The organism is Mesorhizobium sp. M0909 (genome assembly GCF_040319515.1).
Taxonomy (GTDB): Bacteria; Pseudomonadota; Alphaproteobacteria; order Rhizobiales; family Rhizobiaceae; genus Mesorhizobium.
This window is the reverse complement of sequence record NZ_JAMYOA010000002.1, coordinates 79,887-101,302: the sequence shown is the minus strand read 5'-3', so window position 1 is coordinate 101,302 and position 21,416 is coordinate 79,887. Positions and strand designations below refer to the sequence as shown.

Here is a 21,416-nt window from a genome sequence, read left to right as displayed (position 1 = left end):
AGTGGTCATAGTCACATCAACTGATATAACCGTCTCTCCACAATGGCCATCCTGTTCTTGCATTCGCGGATTGGGCCAGGCGCCGCAATTTCATTTTGCTCGTCCAACTGGACGCACCGCCAGCCACTAATGCTCGATCGGCCCCTTCGGCATGACCAGCGCCGTGCCGGCTGTCGTCGGGCGCTCGATCATGCGGCGGACGCGCGGTGGCTCGTTGCCGCTGTGCAGCGCCCTTATACGCTCGCCGATGACGGCGTCCGCGTAGGTGGCGCGCCTGTTGTGGCGGATATATTCGACCCAGGTCGGCGTGTGGTAGTGCTCGATCCATATCGACGGATTTTCAAGATCGCGCGCCAATGTCCAGTTGCGGGCGCCGTCACGGCGGCGGATGCGGCCGCGCTCGGCCATGGTGGCGAGGAATTCCGGCACGTCCTCGTTACGGATGACATATTCGATCATGATGGCGATTGGACCGCTGCGCGGCTTGAGATCAAGCGCCAGATGCGGCTCCTGGAAGCGGTTGAGCGGATCGAGGTTGAGCACCGCCTGCTGCGGCAGCGGCAGGAGCAGGCCGATGGCACCTCCGGCCAGCATGGCGACGCTGGCCGCCATCAGGGCGACTTCGGCGCCATGCGCGTCGGCGACGACGCCCCAGACCCAGCTGCCGAGCGCGATACCGCCGAAGGTCGCGGTCTGGTAGACCGAAAGCACGCGGCCGACCACCCAGCGCGGCGTCGACATCTGTACGGTGACGTTGAAGTGCGACAGCGCCGTCACCCAGCAGGCGCCGCCGACCAGCAGGCCGAGCGACGTCTGCCAGGCATGATTGCTGACGGCGGCGTTGAAGGCGCAGACGGCGAAACCGGCGAATGCCGTGCGCACCATGGTTTCGCTGGACAGCAGCTGCCGTAGCCTGACGCTGATCAGCGCGCCGCCGACGGCGCCGATGCCGAAGGCGCCGAGCATGATGCCGTAGCTCAGGGCATCACCCTTGACGACGTCACGTGCGACCAGCGGCAGCAATGCCAGGACCGCGCCGGCGCTGAAGCCGAAAGCGGAGCTCCTGACCAGCACCTTGCCGATGTTAGGCGACATGGCGACGTAGCGCAGGCCGGCGCCCATTGCGGCGCCCAGCGTCTCGCGCGGCAAGGTCGATGCCGGCAGTTCCGGCTTCCAGCGGGCCAGCACGACGATGAGGCCGACATAGCTCAGCGTGTTGACGGCGAAGGCCGCGGCGGCACCTGCCGCGGCAACGATGATACCACCGATCGCCGGGCCGACGCTGCGCGTCAGGTTGAAGCCCATCGAGTTGAGCGCGATCGCCGCCGGCACCTTGGCGCGAGGCACCATGTCGCCGACCGAAGCCTGCCAGGACGGGCTGTTGAGCGCGGTGCCGCTGTCGATCAGGAAGGTGAAGGCGAGCAGCGTCCACGGCGTCATCAGGTCGAGATAGGTGAAGACGGTCAGAAGAGCCGAGACGACGAGCATGAAGATCTGCGCGATCAGCATGATTTTGCGCCGGTTGAAGCTGTCGGCGATAGCGCCGGCCAGCAGCGCAAACAGCATGATCGGCAAGGTGGTCGAGGCCTGGACCAATGCCACCTGGTAGGACGAGGTGGCGATCGTCGTCATCATCCAGGCGGCGCCGACGCCCTGGATGAGGCCGCCGAAATTGGAGACGAGGCTGGCGGACCACACCGCCCGGAAGATGCCGTGCCGGAACGGCGCCAGCGCCGAGGCGCTTTCGCTTTCCGGTGTGTCGTCCCTCATAAATGCTTTCCCGGGCTCAAATGCGTTTGTTCTTCCGATGAATTCGGCCCCTCAAAGCCATGGATTCAAAAAATAGAACATCATTTCGCAAAGGGCGAACGCATTCTGGAAAAACATCATGGTCCAACAACACGATAGCGCCGGCCCGCCGTGGCGCTCGCCGCGCCGAGTGCGCCATATGAGTTGCGGGCACCGGCAGCGCCTCTAGCGGTCCTCGAAGCCGGTCAGCACGCCGACGGCGTTGATGCCGATCTCCTCGACGGCGTAGCCGCCTTCCATGACGAACAGCGTCGGCAGGCCGAGCCTGGCGATGCGGCGGCCGATCCTGGGATAGTCGCCCGTTTTCAGCTTGAACTGGCTGATCGGGTCCTTCTCGAAGGTGTCGACGCCGAGTGAAACCACGACGACGTCAGGAGCATAAGCCGAAAGCCTCGTGCAGGCATCCTCGAGTGAGGCGTTCCACACCTCCCAGCCGGTGCCGAAGGGCATCGGGTAATTGTCGTTGAAGCCTTCGCCGTCGCCCTCGCCGCGTTCGTCGGCATGGCCGAGGAAGAAGGGATATTCGGTCATCGGATCGCCATGCAGGTTCAGCACCTGCACGTCACCGCGGCGATAGAAGATCTCCTGGGTGCCGTTGCCGTGGTGATAATCGACGTCGAGGATCGACACGCGCGCGGCGCCATGGTCGCGAAACCACTGCGCGGCGACGGCGGCGTTGTTGATGAAACAGTAGCCGCCCATGAAGGCCGCGCCGGCATGGTGCCCCGGCGGGCGGCAGAGCGCGAAGGCCGAAGGCTCGCCGGCCTTGACCAGCGCGGCGGCGGTCAGCGCGACGTCATAGGACGACTTGATCGCGTCCCATGTGCCTTTGACGAACGTCGCGCCGCCGTCGAAGGAGTAGAAGCCGAGCAGCGCATCGATGCCTTTCGGGCGCACGTCGCCGCGCAGGCCGCGCGTCGGCCAGGTGAAGGGAATCGCCGAACCGCTGCGGCCCGATGCTTCCCAGAGCGGCCACACGGTCGGCAGGAAATCGATGTAGTCGCTGGCATGCACCTTCCTGGCGGCGGCGAGGTCGTGGATTTCCGGCGGCAGGATCGGACCGAGTTTTTCGCTCTCCACCCGCGCCCTGATGAACTCGGCGCGCGAAGGCTTTTCAAATGCGGGCACGATGGCGCCAGCGATCAATTCGACATTGCCGGAATGGCCGGCATGGAGAGGCGAAAAAACAGTCTTCATGAAATTATTCCGTGGTGAGACGCGGCGACCCTAACCGTCCCGCATGGCCCTTCACAAGGCGCTGGGCCAACCAGCCATGGCTTGCTGGCCCGGCAGCCGGTCGTCTAGCCTGCCGGCAGCGCAACCGAACCGCGGGTAATCATGAGTTCAAATGCCGACCTGATCGTCACCAATGCCCGTGTGCTGACCATGGACGAAGGCAATCCGACGGCCGAGGCGGTGGCGATAAAGGACGGCAACATCCTGGCGGTCGGCGATCGCCGGACGGTCGAGGCGCTGAAAGGGCCGGCCACGAAGGTCATCGATGCGCAAGGCGGGTCGGTGGTGCCGGGCTTCATCGAAGCGCATATGCATCTTTTCGGCGGCGCGGCCGAACTCGACAATCTGCACCTTCAGGGCGTGCATGGCTTCGATGCGCTGAGCGAAGCGATCCGCGCCTACGCGGCGGCACGACCGTACGCCAAGCTGCTGCTTGGGGCCGGCGTCGACTACACCATCCTGTCCAGGGAAGAGCCGGTCACCCGCCACCATCTCGACCGCATCATCGCCGATCGGCCGTTCGCGATGTCGGCTTCCGATCACCACACGATGTGGGCCAATACCAAGGCGCTGGAGCTGGCCGGCATCCTGCACGGCAGGCAACTCGGGCCCGGCAACGAGATCGTCATGGGCGCCGACGGCCTTGCGGCCGGCGAATTGCGCGAGGGCGAGGCGTTCGGGCCGATCCTCGAGCTTTCCGGGCAGAACCGGGTGCGGCTCGGCCTTGCGACAGGCGGCGAGCCCGACCCTTATCCTTCCGCCGCCGAAGTCGCGGCCGATCGCGACCTGATGTATCGCGGGCTGGAATGGTGCGCCCGCCACGGCATCACCTCGATCCAGAACATGGACGGCAACCTCTACCAGCTCGAGCTGATTGCCGGTTTGGAGCAGGAAGGGCGGCTGCTCTGCCGGACCAAGATACCTTTTCATTTCAAGAACTTCATGACGCTCGACAGGCTGGAAAAAGCGTCGAGGATGGCCTCCGCCTACCGATCGGAATGGCTGTCGTCCGGCATGGTCAAGATGTTTTACGACGGCGTGCTGGAAGGCTGGACCGCGGTCATGGTCGATGACTATGCCGACCGGCCGGGCTGGCGCGGTGAGCCGCTGTTCACGCCGGAGCATTTCGCCGAGGTGGCGCTGGAGGCCGACCGACGCGGCCTGCAGATCGCCGTGCATTCGATAGGCGACGGCGCGGTGCGCGCGGTTCTGGACGGCTACGAGGCGGCGCGGCGGAAGAACGGCAGGCGCGACAGCCGGCACCGCGTCGAGCACATCGAGGTCATCACCGGCGCCGACGTGCCACGCTTCGCCGAACTCGGCGTCATCGCCTCGATGCAGCCGCCGCACCCGCCCGGCGCCATGGACTTCCCGCTGGAACCGACGCTTTCGCGCATCGGCCGCGAAAGATGGCCGCTCAGCTATGCCTGGCGGACGCTGAAGCAGGCGGGCGCGCATGTCGTTTTCGCTTCCGACTGGCCGGTGTCGCGGGTCGACCCGATCTTGGGCATTCAGGCGGCGATGCTGCGCAAACCGTGGGCAGAAGGCGACCCCGACCAGAGCTTCTCGCTGATCGAGGCGCTTGCCGGCTACACGGTCGAAGGCGCCTATGCCGAATTCATGGAGCACCGTAAGGGCCGGCTGAAACCAGGCTATCTGGCGGATCTGGTGGTGCTGTCGGCCGATATCGAGGCGACTGAACCGGCTTCGTTGCACAAGGTGCATCCGGTCAGCACCATCTGCGGCGGCAAGATCACTTATCAGGTTTGATGATGACACTGACGATGGCACGGGGCTTGCGTCCTGAACCGAGATTCAGATGCACGGTTGCCAAGCCGACCGGCATATGCTGACAATCGAATGGGAACTGGATCCGCCATCAAGAGCGGACATGAAAATGGGGTAATGCGTGCCGGATCAACCGGGTAAGAGTGCAATCGAGGTTCGCGGCGTCCGCAAGGTGTTCGGCAACGGAGACGCACAAGTCGCCGCTCTCGACACGGTTTCTGTTTCTATCCGCGAGAACGAGTTCTTCACGCTGCTAGGGCCGTCGGGCTGCGGAAAGACGACGCTGCTGCGGCTGATCGCTGGCTTCGACTTCCCCAGCGAAGGCGAAATCCTGCTGCACGGCCAGGACATCGCGCCGCTGCCGCCGTTCAAGCGGCCGGTCAACACCGTCTTCCAGTCTTATGCGCTGTTCCCGCACATGACGGTGGCCGAGAATATCGGCTTCGGCCTGGAGATGCTGGGCAAGCCGAAGACCGAAATCAAGGCGCGCGTCGCCGAGATGCTGAAGCTGGTCAAGATGGAGGCGCTGAGTGCCCGCCGCACCAGCCAGATCTCCGGCGGCCAGCAGCAGCGTGTCGCACTGGCGCGCGCGCTGGCGCCGCAGCCAAAAGTGCTGTTGCTCGACGAGCCATTGTCGGCGCTCGACTACAAGCTGCGCAAGGAAATGCAGATCGAACTGAAACGGCTGCAGCACCAGACCGGCATCACCTTCATCTTCGTTACCCATGACCAGGAAGAAGCGCTGACCATGTCGGACCGCATCGCGGTGATGTCGGCCGGCAAGATCCTGCAAGTCGGCACACCTTGGGACATCTATGACAAGCCAGCCGAGCGATTCGTCGCCGACTTTATCGGCGAAACCAATTTCCTGACCGCGGCCATCACCGGCATCGGCAACGGCAAGGCGCGCGCGACACTAAAGTCCGGCGCGACGATCGACGCGACGGTGGCCGAGGGCTTCCAGCCGAAGGCGAATGCCACCCTGGTGGTCAGGCCGGAACACGCAAAGCTGACCGGCGGCAAGGGCGATCTTTCCGGAACCGTCGAAAACATCGTCTATTTCGGTACCGATACCCATATTCATGTCCAACTGGATAGCGGCGAAGCCTTCACCGTGCGCCAGCAGAACACGCGCAGCGCAGGCTGCGGTTTCGAGCGGGGCGACAAGGTCGGCGTCTCGATCGGCAACGACGCCGCGCAAGTGCTGAGGGATTGATGGTGAGCGCGGAAGAAGTCGCCAAGGCGGCCGAACGGCGCGACATCCGCGACCGCTGGCTGCTGTCGGCGCCAGCCCTGCTGATCATCTTCCTGGCAGCGACCGGCCCATTGCTGATCGTGTTGGTCTATTCGTTCCTGACGCCCGGCCCTTATGGCGACGTGAAGTGGCAATTCTCGCCGGAGGCGTGGATTTCGGTGTTCATGGAACGCGACATCTTCGACGACACGCTGTCGCTCGCCGCTGCCCATGTCACCATCTTTTGGCGCTCGATCAAGCTTGCCATCGTGACCACGCTCGCCACCCTGGTCCTTGGTTTTCCTACCGCCTATTTCATGGCAACGCGCAGCGAGAAGACGCGCGATCTCTGGCTGTTCCTGATCACCATACCGTTCTGGACCAACTTGCTGATCCGCACTTTCGCCGTGCTGCAGATCATCCGCAACGAGGGTTTGATCAACACGGTGCTGCTCAAGCTCGGCATCATTTCCTCTCCGGTTCAGATACTCTTCACCGACACAGCGATCCTTATCGGCATGGCCTATGTCTATCTGCCGCTAATGGTGCTGCCGATTTATGCCAGCATGGAGAAGCTCGATTTCCGGCTGGTCGAAGCGGGATACGATCTTTATGCGACGCGCTTCCAGGTGCTCAGGCGCATCATTTTCCCGCTGGCCAAGCCCGGCGTCGTCGCTGGCTCGATCCTCGTCTTCATCCCGGCGCTGGGCGCCTATGTCACGCCGAGCCTATTGGGCGGCGGCAAGAACATGATGCTTTCCAACCTGATTGAATTGCAGTTCGGGCAAGGCCGCAACTGGCCGCTCGGCTCGGCGCTGTCGATCGCCGTGATGGTCATCGTCATGGTGGCGCTGCTTGCCTATGTGCGCAATGCCGGACAATCGGAGATGCGTCATGGCTAGCAGCTTCTCCATCAAGCATCAGTCCGGCTTCACCGCGATCGCCGCCACCTGCTTCGTCGTGCTTTATCTGCCGATCGTCGTGCTCGTCGTCTATGCCTTCAACGCCGCGACCTCGACGTCGGAATGGGGCGGCTTTTCGCTCAAATGGTTTCAGTCGGCGTGGCAGAACACGCAAGTCATAGACGCCACCTTGCGCTCCTTTCAGATCGGCGCCACGGCGGCGATCCTGGCCACCGTCTTCGCCACCATGGCGGCGCTCGCTACCACGCGCACGCCACCCTATCCCGGCCTGACCTTCAAATATGCCGCCATCAACCAGCCTTTGATGGTGCCCGAGATCGTCACTGGCGTGGCGTTGCTGATCTTTTTTTCGCGCATAAAGATATTCACCGGCTATTCGGGGCTCGGCTATCTGATCGCCGCGCATACGGCGTTTTGCATTCCCTTTGCCTATCTGCCGATCCGGGCGCGGCTGGAGAACATGGACCTGACGCTGGAGCGCGCCGCCGCCGATCTCTATGCGACGCCGTGGCAGACGTTCAGGCGCATCACGTTGCCGCTGCTGTGGCCCGGCATTCTGGCGGGACTGATGTTGGCCTTCGTCATCTCGCTCGACGATGTTGTCATCACCGAGTTCGTGAAATCGGGCGGCCAGGACACGCTGCCGACCTACATGCTTGGCCAGATACGTCGAGGGATAACGCCGGAGATCAACGCGATATCGACCGTGTTCCTGCTCTTGTCGGTCGCCATCGTGACGTTGTTTTTCTTCATCAGCAGGAAACGGGACTAGACATGAAAATGGGAGCTAAGACCATGAACTGGAAGACCACGGCGACCGCCATCGGGCTGGCGCTGCTCGCCTCGACGAGCCTTGCTCGCGCCGACGGTGAGCTCAACATCTACAATTGGGGCAACTACACCAGCCCCGACGTGATCAAGAAGTTCGAGCAGAAATACAACGTCAAGGTGACCATCACCGATTACGATTCGAACGATACGGCGCTGGCCAAAGTTCGCCAGGGCGGCACCGGCTTCGACATCGCGGTGCCTTCGCAAACCTTCGTGCCGATCTGGATCAAGGAAGGCCTCGTGCAGGAGACCGATCCCGGCAAGATGGAGAACTTCAAGAACGTGGCGCCAGAATGGGCCAATCCCGATTTCGATCCCGGCCGCAAATATTCCGTGCCGTGGGCCTGGGGCACGGTGGGCATCGTGGTGAACACCGATGTCTACAAGGGGCCGTCGGACAGTTGGGGCATCATCTTCAACACACCCGACGAATTGAAGGGCAAGGTCAACGTCGTGCCGGAAATGAACGACGTCATGTTCGCGGCGACCAAATATGTCGGCGGCGCGCAATGCGCCAGCGACAAGGAAACGCTGAAAAAGGTGCGTGACACACTGGTTGCCGCCAAGCCGAACTGGATCGCGATGGAATACAATACCATCGAGAAAATGGGCGCCGGCGATTTCAAGGCAACCAGCGACTGGAACGGCTCAGCCCTGCGCCAGCGGCTGGCGAATCCCAAGATCCACTATTTCTATCCCAAGGAAGGTTTTGGCCTCTGGAGCGACAATGTCATGGTCCTGAAGGACGCAAAGAATGTCGAGAACGCCAAGCTGTTCCAGAACTTCATCATGGATCCGGAAAACGCCGCCGGCCTGTCCGCCTTCCACCGCTACGCCAACGGCATTGCCGGTTCCGACAAGTACATGCCAGCCGATATGAAGGATGCGCCGGAAGTCATCATCCCGGAAGACGTCAGGGCGCATGGCGAGCTGCAAAAATTGTGTTCAGAGGAAGTGCAGGCCATCTACAGCAAGATCTGGACCGAACTGCAGAAGTAATCCACATCCGGACGAATCCCGGCGGCAATTGCCGCCGGGCCTTTTCCCGGCGATCGGACTGCCTATGATTTCTTATCGCAACAGCGAACCGGCGCCGCCGATCATGCAGGGTTCGCCGCCGCGGATGGTGCCGCCGAAGCTCGACTGGGACCGGCCGCCATGGAACCGCTGGGCGTTCCAGCATATTCGCGAAATCCTGCCGACCGTCGAGGTCTGGCGCGGCAATGGCCATCGCCACAGGCTGGAGCGAGCCGAGGTCGATCTCGACGTGCTGCCGGTGGGCGACAGCATGGGGCAGCCGACGACGCTGGCTGGACTGCTTGACGAGACTTACACCGACGGCTTCCTGGTGCTGAAGGGCGGCAAGGTCGCCTATGAGCGCTACTTCAACGGCATGACCGAGCGCACGCTGCATCTGTCGCAGTCGATGGCGAAGTCGGTCACCGCATCGGTCTTCGGCATTCTGGTCGGACGCGGACTGATCGATCCGGGTTTGCCGGTGACCACCTATCTGCCGGAGTTGGAAGCGACCGGCTGGGAGGGCGCCAGCGTGCAGCATGTGCTCGACATGACGAGCGGGCTGCGCTTTTCCGAGGAATACACCGACCCCTATTCCGACATCGGCCAGGTCGATGTCGCCACCGGCTGGAAGCCGGTGCCGCCGGACAGCGATCCGGAATTGCGCTGGCCATCGCATATGTTCGAACTGATCCTGGGGCTCAAGGAAAAGAGCCGGCCGCACGGCGCTGCCTTCGAATACCGCTCGATCGAGACCGACGTGCTTGCCTTCATCATGGAACGGGTGAGCGGCAAGCGCCTGGCGCAGCTGGTCTCGGAAGAGCTCTGGCAAAAGCTCGGCGCGGATGAAAGTGCCTGCTTTACCGTCGATAGCGCCGGCTATGCGGTTGCCGATGGCGGCTTCAACGCCACGCTGCGCGACTATGGCCGCTTCGGCCAGCTGATCCTCGGCAATGGCGGCGGCGTCGTGCCGGCCGACTGGATCGAGGCGACGCGCAATGGCAGGCATGGGCCGGATTTCAGCCCCAGCCTGCCGGAAGGCAGCTATCGCAACCAGTTCTGGATCGAGGATCCGCGCTCGCGGGCGCTGATGTGCCGTGGCGTGTTCGGGCAGCTGATCCACATCGACTGGGATACGAAAATGGTCGTGGTCAAGCTTTCGAGCTATCCGGATTTCACCAACGTCGCCTATTCTGTGGCGACACTGAAAGCGGTGCACGCCATCGCCGCGGCGCTCGCCTGAAACTCGGCCAAAAGATACTGAAGGAAACGCTATGACCGGCAAGACCGCGTTTGAGACCAGGTATGGCTTTGCCCGAAACCAAGTGCTGCTCGGCAATTGGCGGGAAAGCCCGTTCAGCCGGTGGTCGTTCCAGAATGTCGGCGAGCTGGTGCCGAGCGCTGCCGTGACGGCAAAGCGGGGCAGCAGCGAGGCGCCGGCGCAGGATTTCGGCGGGCTACTTGGCGAAAAGGTCGCTCTTGCAGGCGGCGCGGAGACTGTCGCGGCGTTTCTCGCGCGCTCCGACACCGACGCTTTGACGATCATGAAAGCCGGCAAATTCGTCGGCGACTGGTTCGCACCGCATATGGAGTTCGGTTCACGCCACATCGTCTTTTCGATCAGCAAGTCGCTGACCGCTATTGTTGCCGGCATATTGGAAGGCGAGGGGATTTTCGATCCGCAGGCTCCGGTAAGCCGCTATCTGCCCGAAGCCGCCGGCTCGGCCTATGGCGATGCGCGTGTGCGGCACGTGCTCGACATGAGTGTCAGCCTCGATTTCGAAGAGGCCTATCTCGATCCGGAAAGCGCCTTCGCCCGCTATCGCCGTGCAATGCTGTGGAATCCAGGCGGGGGCAGCGAGAGCCTGGCCACTTTCCTCACGACGCTGCAGGGCCTGACCGAGCCGCATGGCCGGACGTTCCGCTACCTTTCGCCCAATTCCGACCTGCTCGGCATCCTGCTCGAACGCGCGTCTGGCCAGCGTTTCGCCGATCTGATGCGCGAGAAATTATGGGAGCCGCTCGGCGCCCTCGGCGACGCCTCGGTGACTGTCGACATGGAAGGCACGGCGCGTACCGCCGGCGGCATTTCGGTGACACCGCGCGACCTTGCGCGCGTCGGCGAGATGATGCGGCAAGGTGGCGTGGCCAATGGCCGCCGCGTCGTGCCGGAAGCCTGGATGCGCGACACGACCGAAACCGGCGGTGACGCCGAGGCATGGCGGCGCGGCACGATGGCGTCCCTGTTTCCGCGTGGCCGGTATCGCAACAAATGGTACCAGACGGGCGCGGCAAGCGGCGCCTTCTGCGGCATCGGCATCCACGGCCAGTGGCTTTACGTCAATCCGATGGCTGAAATTGTCATCGCAAAGATGTCGTCGCAGCCGGTACCGGTCGACGATCCGCTCGATCTGGATTTGATTTCTTTCTTCGAGGCGCTGAGCCGGATGGTCTGATCCGATCTGTACCGCTCATGCAGCTTTCCTGTGGACCTTTCAGCGGGTTGAAAACGCTGCGGTTGGCGCAGCGGGCGTCTCCGCCTATGGTCGCTGCTCTTTTCGACCAACGACAGGTAGGACATGGCATCCGACATCAAGCGCATCGCAACCATCATAGCAGCCGAAATCCGCGCGCGGCCCGAACAGGCTGCGGCGGCGATCGGTTTGCTGGACGACGGCGCGACAGTGCCGTTCGTGGCGCGCTACCGCAAGGAGGTCACCGGCGGCCTCGACGACACGCAGCTGCGCGATCTTGCCGAGCGGCTCGCCTATCTGCGCGAACTCGACGCGCGCCGCGACACCATCCTTGGTTCGATCAGCGAGCAGGGCAAGCTGACCGAGGAGCTTGAAGCGAAAATCGCTGCTGCCGTGACCAAGGCGGAACTCGAAGACATCTACCTGCCTTACAAGCCGAAGCGCCGGACCAAGGCGGAGATCGCGCGCGAGCGTGGGCTGAGCCCGCTGGCGGAAGCTATTCTCGCCGACCGTACGGCCATGCCCGCCGAGCTGGCGCTGGCCCACATCAGCGAAGACGTGGCAGACGCCAAGGCAGCGCTCGAGGGTGCGCGCGACATCCTGTCCGAGCAGTTCGCCGAGAATGCCGACCTGGTCGGCAGATTGCGGACTTATATGAAGGAACGCGCATTCCTGCGGTCGCGCGTCGTCGACGGCAAGCAGGAGGCCGGCGCCAAATTTTCGGACTATTTCGACCATGTCGAGCGCTGGGCCAACGTGCCGAGCCATCGCGCGCTGGCCATGCTGCGCGGCCGCAACGAGGAGGTTCTGTCGCTCGACATCGAGGTCGATGCCGACGATGCCTCGCCGGTGAAGCCGGTCGAGCGGATGATTGCCGATGCTTATGCCATCGGCCGCCAGTTGCCGGGAGACCGCTGGCTGATGGAAGTAGCCAGCTGGACCTGGCGCATCAAGTTGTCGCTGCACCTGACGCTCGATCTGATGCGGGACTTGCGTGAACGGGCCGAGGAAGAAGCGATCCATGTCTTCGCCCGCAATCTCAAGGATTTGCTGCTTGCCGCCCCTGCCGGCTCACGGCCGACGATGGGCCTCGATCCGGGCATTCGCACCGGCGTCAAGGTGGCGGTGGTGGACGGCACCGGCAAGCTGCTGGCGACGACGACGGTCTATCCATTCCCGCCGAAGAACGATGTCCGCGGCACGCAGGCCGAACTGGCCAAGCTCATCCGGCTGCATAAGGTCGAGCTGATCTCGATCGGCAACGGCACCGGCAGCCGCGAGACCGAAAGGCTGGTGGCCGACATGCTGGCTGACATGCCTGCCGGGTCCGGGCCGAAGCCGCTCAAGGTGATCGTCAGCGAAGCCGGTGCCTCGGTCTATTCCGCCTCGGCAACGGCGGCGGCGGAATTTCCCGGCCTCGACGTGTCGCTGCGCGGGGCGGTGTCGATCGCCCGGCGCCTGCAGGATCCGCTCGCCGAACTGGTCAAGATCGAGCCGAAGTCGATCGGCGTCGGCCAGTATCAGCACGACGTCGATCAGTACCGCCTCGGCCGCTCGCTGGAAGCGGTGGTCGAGGATGCGGTCAACGCCGTCGGCGTCGACCTCAACACGGCGTCGGCGCCGCTTCTGGCGCGGGTTTCGGGTCTCGGCGCATCGCTGGCCGAGGCGATCGTTGCGCACCGGGACGCGAGCGGCCCGTTCGCCAGCCGCCGAGAACTGTTGAAGGTCTCCCGCCTTGGACCCCGCGCGTTCGAGCAATGCGCCGGCTTCCTGCGCATTCCCGACGGCAGCGAGCCGCTCGATGCCTCTGCCGTGCATCCGGAAGCCTATGGCGTGGCCAAGAAGATCGTTGCGGCCTGCGGGCGCGACGTTCGCTCTCTGATGGGCGACAGCGCCGCACTCAAGGCGCTCGATCCGCGCGTCTTCGTCGATGAGCGCTTCGGCCTGCCGACGGTGCGCGACATCCTGGCGGAGCTGGAAAAGCCCGGCCGCGATCCGCGCCCCGGCTTCAAGACCGCGACCTTTGCCGATGGCATCGACGACATCAAGGATCTGAAGCCCGGCATGCAGCTTGAAGGCACAGTCACCAATGTCGCGGCCTTCGGTGCCTTCGTCGATATCGGCGTGCATCAGGACGGATTGGTGCACGTCTCGCAACTGGCTCATCGGTTCATCAAGGACGCGCATGAGGTGGTCAAGGCCGGCGACGTGGTCAAGGTGCGTGTCGTCGACGTCGATATCAAGCGCAAGCGCATCGGCCTGTCGATGCGCAAGGCCGGCGACGGTGGCGCACCGAAGCCACGCGACAATGGCAGCAGGCCGGTGCCGCGTGCGCCGGCGCCCCAACGCCAGCCGGAGCGGCCGGCGCAGCAGGGCGCGTTCGGCGCCGCGTTGGCTGATGCGTTGAAGCGGAAATAATTTCGCGAGCCGGGCTGTGGTAGGTCAGCCGGCGGCGCTCGACATTGATGATCCATCACCAATGCTCATGGATCGGCGAAGCTATTTCGTTTGATTTTTTCAGGACGGGAGCCGATAAGCCGCGCGTTTCAAGATTTCTGTTTCGATGCATGTCGTTATCTCCAAGCTGCCGAACACCCTCGGGTCGGGCCCGCGGGCAAGCTTTGGGCGACATGCATGAGTTTGGGAGACCGAGAGCCATGGCCACCGACAAGAACGCATTCGTCTGGGATGATCCTTTCCTGATCGAGGACCAGCTTTCGGAGGACGAGCGCATGGTGCGCGATGGCGCCGCGGCGTTTGCCGCCGACAAGCTCGCTCCGAAGATCGAGGAAGCCTACCTTGAGGAAAAGACCGACGCCGGGATCTTTCGCGAAATGGGCGAGGCGGGTCTGCTCGGCATTACCATCCCCGAGGAATATGGCGGGCTCGGCGCCAACTACGTCACCTACGGGCTGGTCGCGCGGGAAGTGGAGCGGATCGATTCCGGCTATCGCTCGATGATGAGCGTGCAGTCGTCGCTGGTGATGTATCCGATCCATGCCTATGGCTCGGAAGAACAGCGCAGGAAATACCTGCCGAAGCTGGCGTCGGGCGAATGGATCGGCTGCTTTGGCTTGACCGAACCTGATGCCGGTTCCGACCCGGGCGGCATGAAGACGCGGGCCGAGAAGACCGCGAACGGCTACAGGATCTCCGGCTCGAAAATGTGGATTTCCAACGCGCCGATCGCCGACGTTTTCGTCGTCTGGGCAAAGTTGTCCGACGAAAGTGGGGGCGCGCATGACAACCAGATTCGCGGCTTTATCCTGGAAAAGGGCATGAACGGGCTGTCGGCGCCGAAGATCGGCGGCAAGCTGTCGCTGCGCGCCTCGATCACCGGCGAAGTGGTGATGGAAGGCGTCGAGGTCGACGAGGACGCGCTGCTGCCCAATGTCTCGGGTCTCAAAGGACCGTTCGGCTGCCTCAACCGGGCGCGCTACGGCATCTCCTGGGGCGCCATGGGCGCGGCGGAAGATTGCTGGCACCGCGCCCGCCAGTATGGCCTCGACCGCAAACAGTTCGGCAAGCCGCTGGCCGGCACGCAGCTTTTCCAGAAGAAGCTCGCCGACATGCAGACCGAAATCGCGCTCGGCCTGCAGGGCAGCCTGCGCGTCGGGCGGTTGATGGATGAAGGCAAAATGGCGCCGGAGATGATCTCGCTGGTCAAGCGCAACAATTGCGGCAAGGCGCTCGACATCGCCCGCCAGGCCCGGGACATGCATGGCGGCAACGGCATCCAGATCGGCTACCACGTCATGCGCCACGCGCAGAACCTGGAGACGGTCAACACCTATGAGGGCACGCATGACGTGCATGCGCTGATCCTCGGGCGGGCGCAGACCGGTTTGCAGGCGTTCTTTTAGCATTGGCAGGTGTCCTCCGCTTCCAGGGCGCCACTGCCTGGCATCTCCCCCGCAAGGCGGGAGATCGGCAATTTTCGTCGACGGTGCCACATTTTGTTCTTGCTTTGTGCCGGCAGCTATGCTATTAATTTCGCTATGGTGCCAATCGGCGCCGACGACCCGCCCACCGAGGCGGGTTTTTCTTTCAGCTTCTTTTCGACCAAGCATCGCGTGTGCTGCCGATCATCGATATCGGCGGGAAGCGCCCGGTGCTGACCCGCCGCACTTCGGCTCTGCAGCGTTGTAACGTCTTGCCGCCACACTGCGGAATCCCGGGGTCGGCGCTCCGTTTCGTGAGCTATGAAAGCTGCTTAATTTAGGTGCAGCGCAACATCTCTGCTTGGAGAATGCTCAGCATTCGTGTCAGGGTTCAGCGAACTCCTTTTGAAACACCGACCTCAGGGGCACCATGGCAATTCTGGCAGCCGTCTATCACCTGACCCACTACAAATACGACAGGCCCGTTGTCTTGGGCCCGCAAGTCATAAGGTTGCAGCCTGCGCCGCATTCCCGCACGAAAGTGCTCAGCCATTCGCTGAAGGTCGGGCCGGCAAATCACTTCGTCAATTTGCAGCAGGACCCCTACGGCAATTTCCTTGCCCGCTTCGTCTTCCCCGAGCCGGTGACGGAACTGAAGATCGAGGTCGATCTCGTTGCCGACATGACGGTCTACAATCCGTTCGATTTCTTCGTCGAGCCCTCGGCCGAGACGTTTCCGTTCGAATACCCCGAAGAGATCAGGGACGATCTGACCATCTACCGGACGCCGGAACCGGCGGGGCCGCTGTTGGGGGCATTCCTCAAAACCCTCGACCGCGGCCCGACCAACACCGTCAATTTTGTCGTCGACCTCAATGCGCGGCTGCAGCGCGAGATCGCCTATATCGTGCGCATGGAAACCGGCGTCTTCTCGCCCGAGGAAACACTGGCCGCCGGCAAGGGATCGTGCCGGGATTCCAGCTGGCTCCTGGTGCAGATACTGAGGAACCTCGGCATCGCCGCGCGCTTCGTCTCCGGCTATCTGATCCAGCTGAAGCCCGACCTCGTCGCGCTTGACGGGCCGCCCGGCACGGCGACCGATTTCACCGATCTTCATGCCTGGTGCGAGGTGTATCTGCCGGGCGCCGGCTGGATCGGCTTCGACCCGACCTCCGGCCTGCTCACCGGCGAAAGCCATGTGCCGCTCGCGGCAACGCCGCATTTCCGCAATGCCGCGCCGATCTCCGGCATGGCGAGCTTCGCCAATGTCGAGTTCGGCTTCGACATGCGGGTCGACCGCATCGCCGAGCATCCGCGCATTACCAAGCCGTTTTCCGACGAAAGCTGGCAGGCGCTCGATGCGCTGGGCAACCAGGTTGACGCCGCGCTTGATGCCGGCGACGTGCGGCTGACCATGGGCGGCGAGCCGACCTTCGTCTCGATCGACGATTTCGAGGCTGCAGAGTGGAACACCGCCGCCGTCGGGCCAACCAAACGCGAAAAGGCCGATGCGCTGATCCGCCGGCTGCGCGAGCGCTTCGCGCCGGGCGGCTTCCTGCATTACGGGCAAGGCAAGTGGTATCCCGGCGAAAGCCTGCCGCGCTGGATCTTCTCGCTCTACTGGCGCACCGACGGCGAGCCGGTGTGGAGCGACCCGTCGCTGATCGCGCATGAAAAGAGCGAGGCGGATGTCGGACCGATGCAGGCCGAGAGCCTGCTGACCGCGATTGCCGACGAACTCGGCATCGACAAGACCATGGTCAGCGAAGCTTATGAGGATCCCGCCGAATGGCTGCTCAAGGAAGGCAAGCTGCCTGACAACGTCGATCCTTCCAATTCGAAGCTGGAGGACCCGGAGGAGCGCAGCCGCATGGCGCGGGTGTTCGAACGCGGGCTGACCAAGCCGTCGGGCTATGTGCTGCCTGTCCAGCGCTGGAACAGCCAGGCGTCAGGACCGCGCTGGCGCTCGGAGAAGTGGAAGACGCGGCGCGGCAGGCTGTTCCTGGTGCCGGGAGATTCACCGGTAGGTTACCGCCTGCCGCTCGGCACGCTGCCTTACGTGCCGCCGGCGCAGTTCCCCTACATCGTGCCGGTCGACCCATCGCTGCCGCGCGGACCATTGCCGGCGCGTGAGGCGATCTTGCCCGATTCTGCTTCTTCGCCTGCGTCGGCCGAACTTGAAGGCGCCGACGAAATGGCGCGACGCCAGCAGGCCGTTTCCTTCACGGCCGTTACCGGCCAGCAGGACCGCGTCGAACAGGAGATCACCGAGATCGGCGGCGCCGTGCGCACGGCACTTTCGGTCGAGCCGCGCGACGGACGGCTTTGTGTGTTCATGCCGCCTGTCGAGGCGCTGGAGGACTATCTCGAACTGGTCGCGGCGGCGGAGAACGCGGCAAAGGCTATTGGCGTGCCTGTGCATATCGAGGGTTACGGCCCGCCGCACGATCCGCGCCTCAACGTCATCCGTGTGGCACCCGATCCCGGCGTCATCGAAGTCAATATCCACCCCGCCGCGAATTGGCAGGATTGCGTGGCGACGACCACGGCGATCTACGAGGAGGCGCGGCAGACGCGGCTTGGCGCCGACAAGTTCATGATCGACGGCCGCCATACCGGCACCGGCGGCGGCAACCACGTCGTCGTCGGCGGCGCAACGCCCAATGACAGTCCGTTCCTGCGCCGCCCCGACCTGTTGAAAAGCCTGGTGCTGCAGTGGCAGCGGCATCCGTCGCTGTCCTATCTGTTCTCCGGCCTGTTCATCGGCCCGACCAGCCAGGCGCCGCGCTTCGACGAGGCACGCCACGATTCGCTCTACGAACTCGAAATCGCGATGGCGCAGGTGCCGCATCCGGACAAGGGCGCGGCACCCCTGCCGTGGCTGGTCGACCGGCTGTTCCGCAACCTTCTGACCGACGTGACCGGCAATACCCATCGCTCGGAAATCTGCATCGACAAGCTGTTTTCGCCGGACGGGCCGACCGGCCGGCTCGGGCTGGTCGAATTCCGCGGCTTCGAGATGCCACCCAACGCGCGCATGAGCCTGGCGCAGCAATTGCTGGTGCGCGCCATCATCGCTCGGGCATGGAAGAACCCGCTCGACGGCCGCTTCGTGCGCTGGGGCACCTCGCTGCACGACCGTTTCATGCTGCCGCATTATGTCTGGGCTGACTTTCTCGATGTGCTGGACGACCTCAAGCTGAACGGCTTTGCGTTCCGTCCGGAATGGTTCGACGCCCAGCTCGAATTCCGCTTCCCGTTCTGCGGCGAGGTCCAGCATGCCGGTATCAAGCTGGAACTGCGGCAAGCGCTGGAGCCGTGGCATGTCATGGGCGAGCAAGGCGCCATCGGCGGCACCGTGCGCTTTGTCGATTCCTCCGTCGAGCGGCTGCAGGTGAAGACCGAGGGGCTCAACCCGGAGCGTCACGCGGTCGTCTGCAACGGCCGCCTGGTGCCGATGAAGGTGACCGACAACCGCGAGATCGCGGTGGCCGGCGTGCGCTTCAAGGCCTGGCAGCCGGCGTCGGGCCTGCATCCGGCGCTGCCGGTCAACACGCCGCTGGTCTTCGACATCTATGACCGCTGGTCGGGCCGCGCGGTCGGCGGCTGCGTCTACCACGTCGCGCATCCCGGCGGGCGCAGCTACGACACGTTCCCCGTCAACGGCAACGAAGCGGAGGCGCGGCGGCTCGCCCGCTTCGAGCCGCGTGGCCATACGCCGTCCAGCTATGTACTGCGCAACGAAGAAGCCTCTGAAGATTTCCCGATGACCCTTGACCTTCGGCGACCGCAAAGACTCTGATCAGCCATGGCGAAGGGGAATCACAAAAGGCTGCGCAGCAAGCCGCAGACCCACAGTCTGCTGGAGCACTACCAGCCGATCGACGGCGTCGTCGACGAAATGGTCGATGCGTCGGGCAATCCGCGGCCGGCCTGGCGGCACTTCATCGAGGCGCTGGAGGACCTGGGGCCGGAAAAGCTTGCCCAGCGCTTCGCCCGCGCCGACCAATACCTCCGCGATGCCGGCGTCTATTACCGCGTCTATGACAAGGCCGGCGCCAATGAGCGGGAATGGCCGCTGGCGCATGTGCCGCTGCTGATCGAGGAGCAGGAATGGGCTGACATCAGCGCCGGCCTGGTCCAGCGCGCCGATCTGTTCGAGGAGACCATCGCCGACATCTACGGGCCGAACCGGCTGGTCGAGAAAGGCATTCTGCCGGCCGGATTGATCGCGGCCAGCCCGGAATATTTGAGGCCGGTCGTCGGCACCAGGCCGGCCAGCGGCCATTTCCTGCATTTCTGCGCCTTCGAGCTCGGCCGTGGCCCGGATGGCCGCTGGTGGGTGCTTGGCGACCGCACACAGGCGCCATCGGGCGCCGGCTTTGCACTGGAAAACCGCGTCGCCACCACAAGGGCGCTGTCCGACATTTACGGCGAGATGCATGTGCACCGCCTGGCCGGCTTCTTCCGCCGTTTTCGCGATGCGCTGATCGGCATGGCCAAGCAAGCCGGCGGCCGTGTCGCCATCCTGACGCCGGGACCGCTGAACGAAACCTATTACGAACATGCCTATATCGCCCGCTATCTCGGCATCATGTTGCTCGAGGGCGAGGACCTGACTGTCTCGAGCGGCAGGCTGATGGTGCGCACGGTTTCGGGGCTGATGCCGGTGAGCGTCTTGTGGCGGCGGCTCGACGCCGCCTTCGCCGATCCGCTCGAACTGCGGCCGGACTCGCAGATCGGCACGCCGGGGCTGGTCGAAGCGGTCCGGCAGGGGGCGGTTTCGGCCGTCAACGCGCTGGGCTCCGGCCTGATGGAGACACGCGCGCTGCTCGCCTTCCTGCCGAAGATTTCGCGCGCACTGCGCAATGAGGAGCTGCTGCTGCCGACCGTCGCGACGTGGTGGTGCGGGCAGGAGGCGGAGCGCGAGCATGTGCTCGCCAATATCGATAGCATGGTGATCGGCCCGGCGCTGTCGACGCGGCTTGCCTTCGAGGATGACGGCTCGACCAAGCTCGGGTCAGCGCTGTCGGTCGAGGAGCGGGCCGAACTCGTCGCCCGGATCGAACGGGACGGCGGCGACTTCGTCGGCCAGGAAGCGGTGACGCTATCGACCACCCCGGTCTATGTCGGCGGCTGGCTGGAGCCGCGGCCGGCAAGCCTGCGCGTCTATCTGGCGCGGACGCCCGAAGGCTGGACCGTGATGCCGGGCGGTTTTGCCCGTGTCGGCTTTTCGCTCGACCCGACGGCCATCGCCATGCAGCGCGGCGGCCAGGCGGCGGATGTCTGGGTGGTCAGCGACAGGCCGGTGGAGCGCGAGACGCTGCTGCCGCAGGAGCACGACAGCTTTACCCGAACCTTGCCAGGCAGCCTGCCCAGCCGCGCGGCGGAAAACCTGACATGGCTTGGGCGCTATATCGAGCGGTCGGAAGACACGGTGCGCATCCTGCGCGCCTACCATGTGCGGCTGGCCGAGACATCCGATCCCGAGATGCCGCTGCTTGCCGACATCAGGGACTATCTCGCGCCGTTCGGCATCGATGTCGAGACGGCAATCCCATTGGGGCTCATCAGCACCCTGGACAGCGCCGTCTACAGTGCCGGACAGATCCGAGACCGTTTCTCGCCGGATGGCTGGCTGGCATTGAAGGATCTGTCGAAGACCATCCATCAATTTGCCGCGACGGTGGCGCCGGGCGATGACGCGACAAGGGCAATGACGGTGATCCTGCGCAAGCTGGCCGGGTTTTCCGGCCTGCTGCACGAGAACATGTACCGCTTTGCCGGCTGGCGTTTCCTCGAAATCGGCCGCAGGCTCGAACGCGGCATCCAGATCGCCCGCACGCTCGCCCGGCTGACCAGAGCCCAGGCGCCTGAAGGCGCACTCGACATGATGCTGGAGATCGGCGACAGCGTCATGACGCACCGTCGGCAATATCCGGTGCAGGCGGGGCGGCGCACGGTGGTCGACCTTCTGGCGCTCGATCCGCTCAACCCGCGCTCGATCCTTTTCCAGCTCGAACGGCTGAAGGCCGAAATCGCGCTGCTGCCCTCCGTCGGCGCTGAAGGCCATATGTCGCCGGCGGCCAAGGAAATTCTGCAGCTCAACACGTCGATCGCCATCAAGGAGCCCTCGGACATGACGGCCGAGGCCCTCGGCGATCTCGCCAATGAAATCGGCGGGCTCTACAACAGCCTCGCCAAAGCCTATTTCGGGTAGAGA

General features: G+C 64.0%; 13 protein-coding genes. 11 read left to right on the top strand and 2 right to left on the bottom strand.

Translation table 11 applies throughout. The features are described from left to right. Positions 1-126: 126 nt before the first annotated feature. Positions 127-1,770, bottom strand: a complete 1,644-nt coding sequence (locus NKH83_RS03060) for an MFS transporter (RefSeq protein WP_352802067.1) — start codon at positions 1,768-1,770, stop codon at positions 127-129. Positions 1,771-1,974: 204 nt separating this feature from the next. Further along, positions 1,975-3,006: a histone deacetylase family protein gene (locus tag NKH83_RS03055; RefSeq protein ID WP_254816993.1), complete on the bottom strand. Its 1,032-nt coding sequence runs from the start codon at positions 3,004-3,006 to the stop codon at positions 1,975-1,977. Between the two features lie 141 nt (positions 3,007-3,147). On the opposite strand from NKH83_RS03055, the gene NKH83_RS03050 reads away from it, so the two are divergent. The 11 genes from NKH83_RS03050 (at position 3,148) to NKH83_RS03000 (ending at position 21,413) form a co-directional block, all read left to right on the top strand. Continuing rightward, positions 3,148-4,815 carry an amidohydrolase gene (locus tag NKH83_RS03050; protein WP_352802065.1) on the top strand — a complete coding sequence of 556 codons (1,668 nt, stop codon included), beginning with the start codon at positions 3,148-3,150 and terminating at the stop codon, positions 4,813-4,815. A gap of 139 nt (positions 4,816-4,954) precedes the next feature. Then, the gene (locus NKH83_RS03045) at positions 4,955-6,049 is read left to right on the top strand and encodes an ABC transporter ATP-binding protein (RefSeq protein WP_352802063.1); all 1,095 of its coding nucleotides are present in this window, start codon (positions 4,955-4,957) and stop codon (positions 6,047-6,049) included. Then, the gene (locus NKH83_RS03040) at positions 6,049-6,969 is read left to right on the top strand and encodes an ABC transporter permease (RefSeq protein WP_352802061.1); all 921 of its coding nucleotides are present in this window, start codon (positions 6,049-6,051) and stop codon (positions 6,967-6,969) included. Before NKH83_RS03045 ends, NKH83_RS03040 begins: the two co-directional genes overlap by 1 nt. After that, complete coding sequence (locus NKH83_RS03035; RefSeq protein ID WP_352478301.1) at positions 6,962-7,762, top strand: ABC transporter permease; 801 nt, start codon at positions 6,962-6,964, stop codon at positions 7,760-7,762. Before NKH83_RS03040 ends, NKH83_RS03035 begins: the two co-directional genes overlap by 8 nt. Positions 7,763-7,785: 23 nt before the next feature. Next, positions 7,786-8,820: an ABC transporter substrate-binding protein gene (locus NKH83_RS03030; protein ID WP_352802262.1), complete on the top strand. Its 1,035-nt coding sequence runs from the start codon at positions 7,786-7,788 to the stop codon at positions 8,818-8,820. Positions 8,821-8,884: 64 nt separating this feature from the next. Next, positions 8,885-10,081 carry a serine hydrolase domain-containing protein gene (locus NKH83_RS03025; protein ID WP_352800031.1) on the top strand — a complete coding sequence of 399 codons (1,197 nt, stop codon included), beginning with the start codon at positions 8,885-8,887 and terminating at the stop codon, positions 10,079-10,081. Positions 10,082-10,112: 31 nt separating this feature from the next. Next, positions 10,113-11,294, top strand: coding sequence for a serine hydrolase domain-containing protein (locus tag NKH83_RS03020; RefSeq protein ID WP_352802058.1), 1,182 nt, complete (start codon positions 10,113-10,115; stop codon positions 11,292-11,294). Between the two features lie 123 nt (positions 11,295-11,417). Then, positions 11,418-13,730, top strand: a complete 2,313-nt coding sequence (locus tag NKH83_RS03015; RefSeq protein WP_352802056.1) for a Tex family protein — start codon at positions 11,418-11,420, stop codon at positions 13,728-13,730. Between the two features lie 239 nt (positions 13,731-13,969). Further along, entirely contained in the window at positions 13,970-15,175 is a 1,206-nt protein-coding gene (locus NKH83_RS03010) for an acyl-CoA dehydrogenase (RefSeq protein WP_352802054.1), read from the top strand. A gap of 448 nt (positions 15,176-15,623) precedes the next feature. Then, a complete protein-coding gene (locus tag NKH83_RS03005; RefSeq protein WP_352802053.1) occupies positions 15,624-18,995 on the top strand; it encodes a transglutaminase family protein in 3,372 nt (1,123 codons plus the stop codon). A gap of 6 nt (positions 18,996-19,001) precedes the next feature. Continuing rightward, positions 19,002-21,413: a circularly permuted type 2 ATP-grasp protein gene (locus tag NKH83_RS03000; protein ID WP_352802051.1), complete on the top strand. Its 2,412-nt coding sequence runs from the start codon at positions 19,002-19,004 to the stop codon at positions 21,411-21,413. The last annotated feature ends 3 nt before the right edge of the window (positions 21,414-21,416 follow it).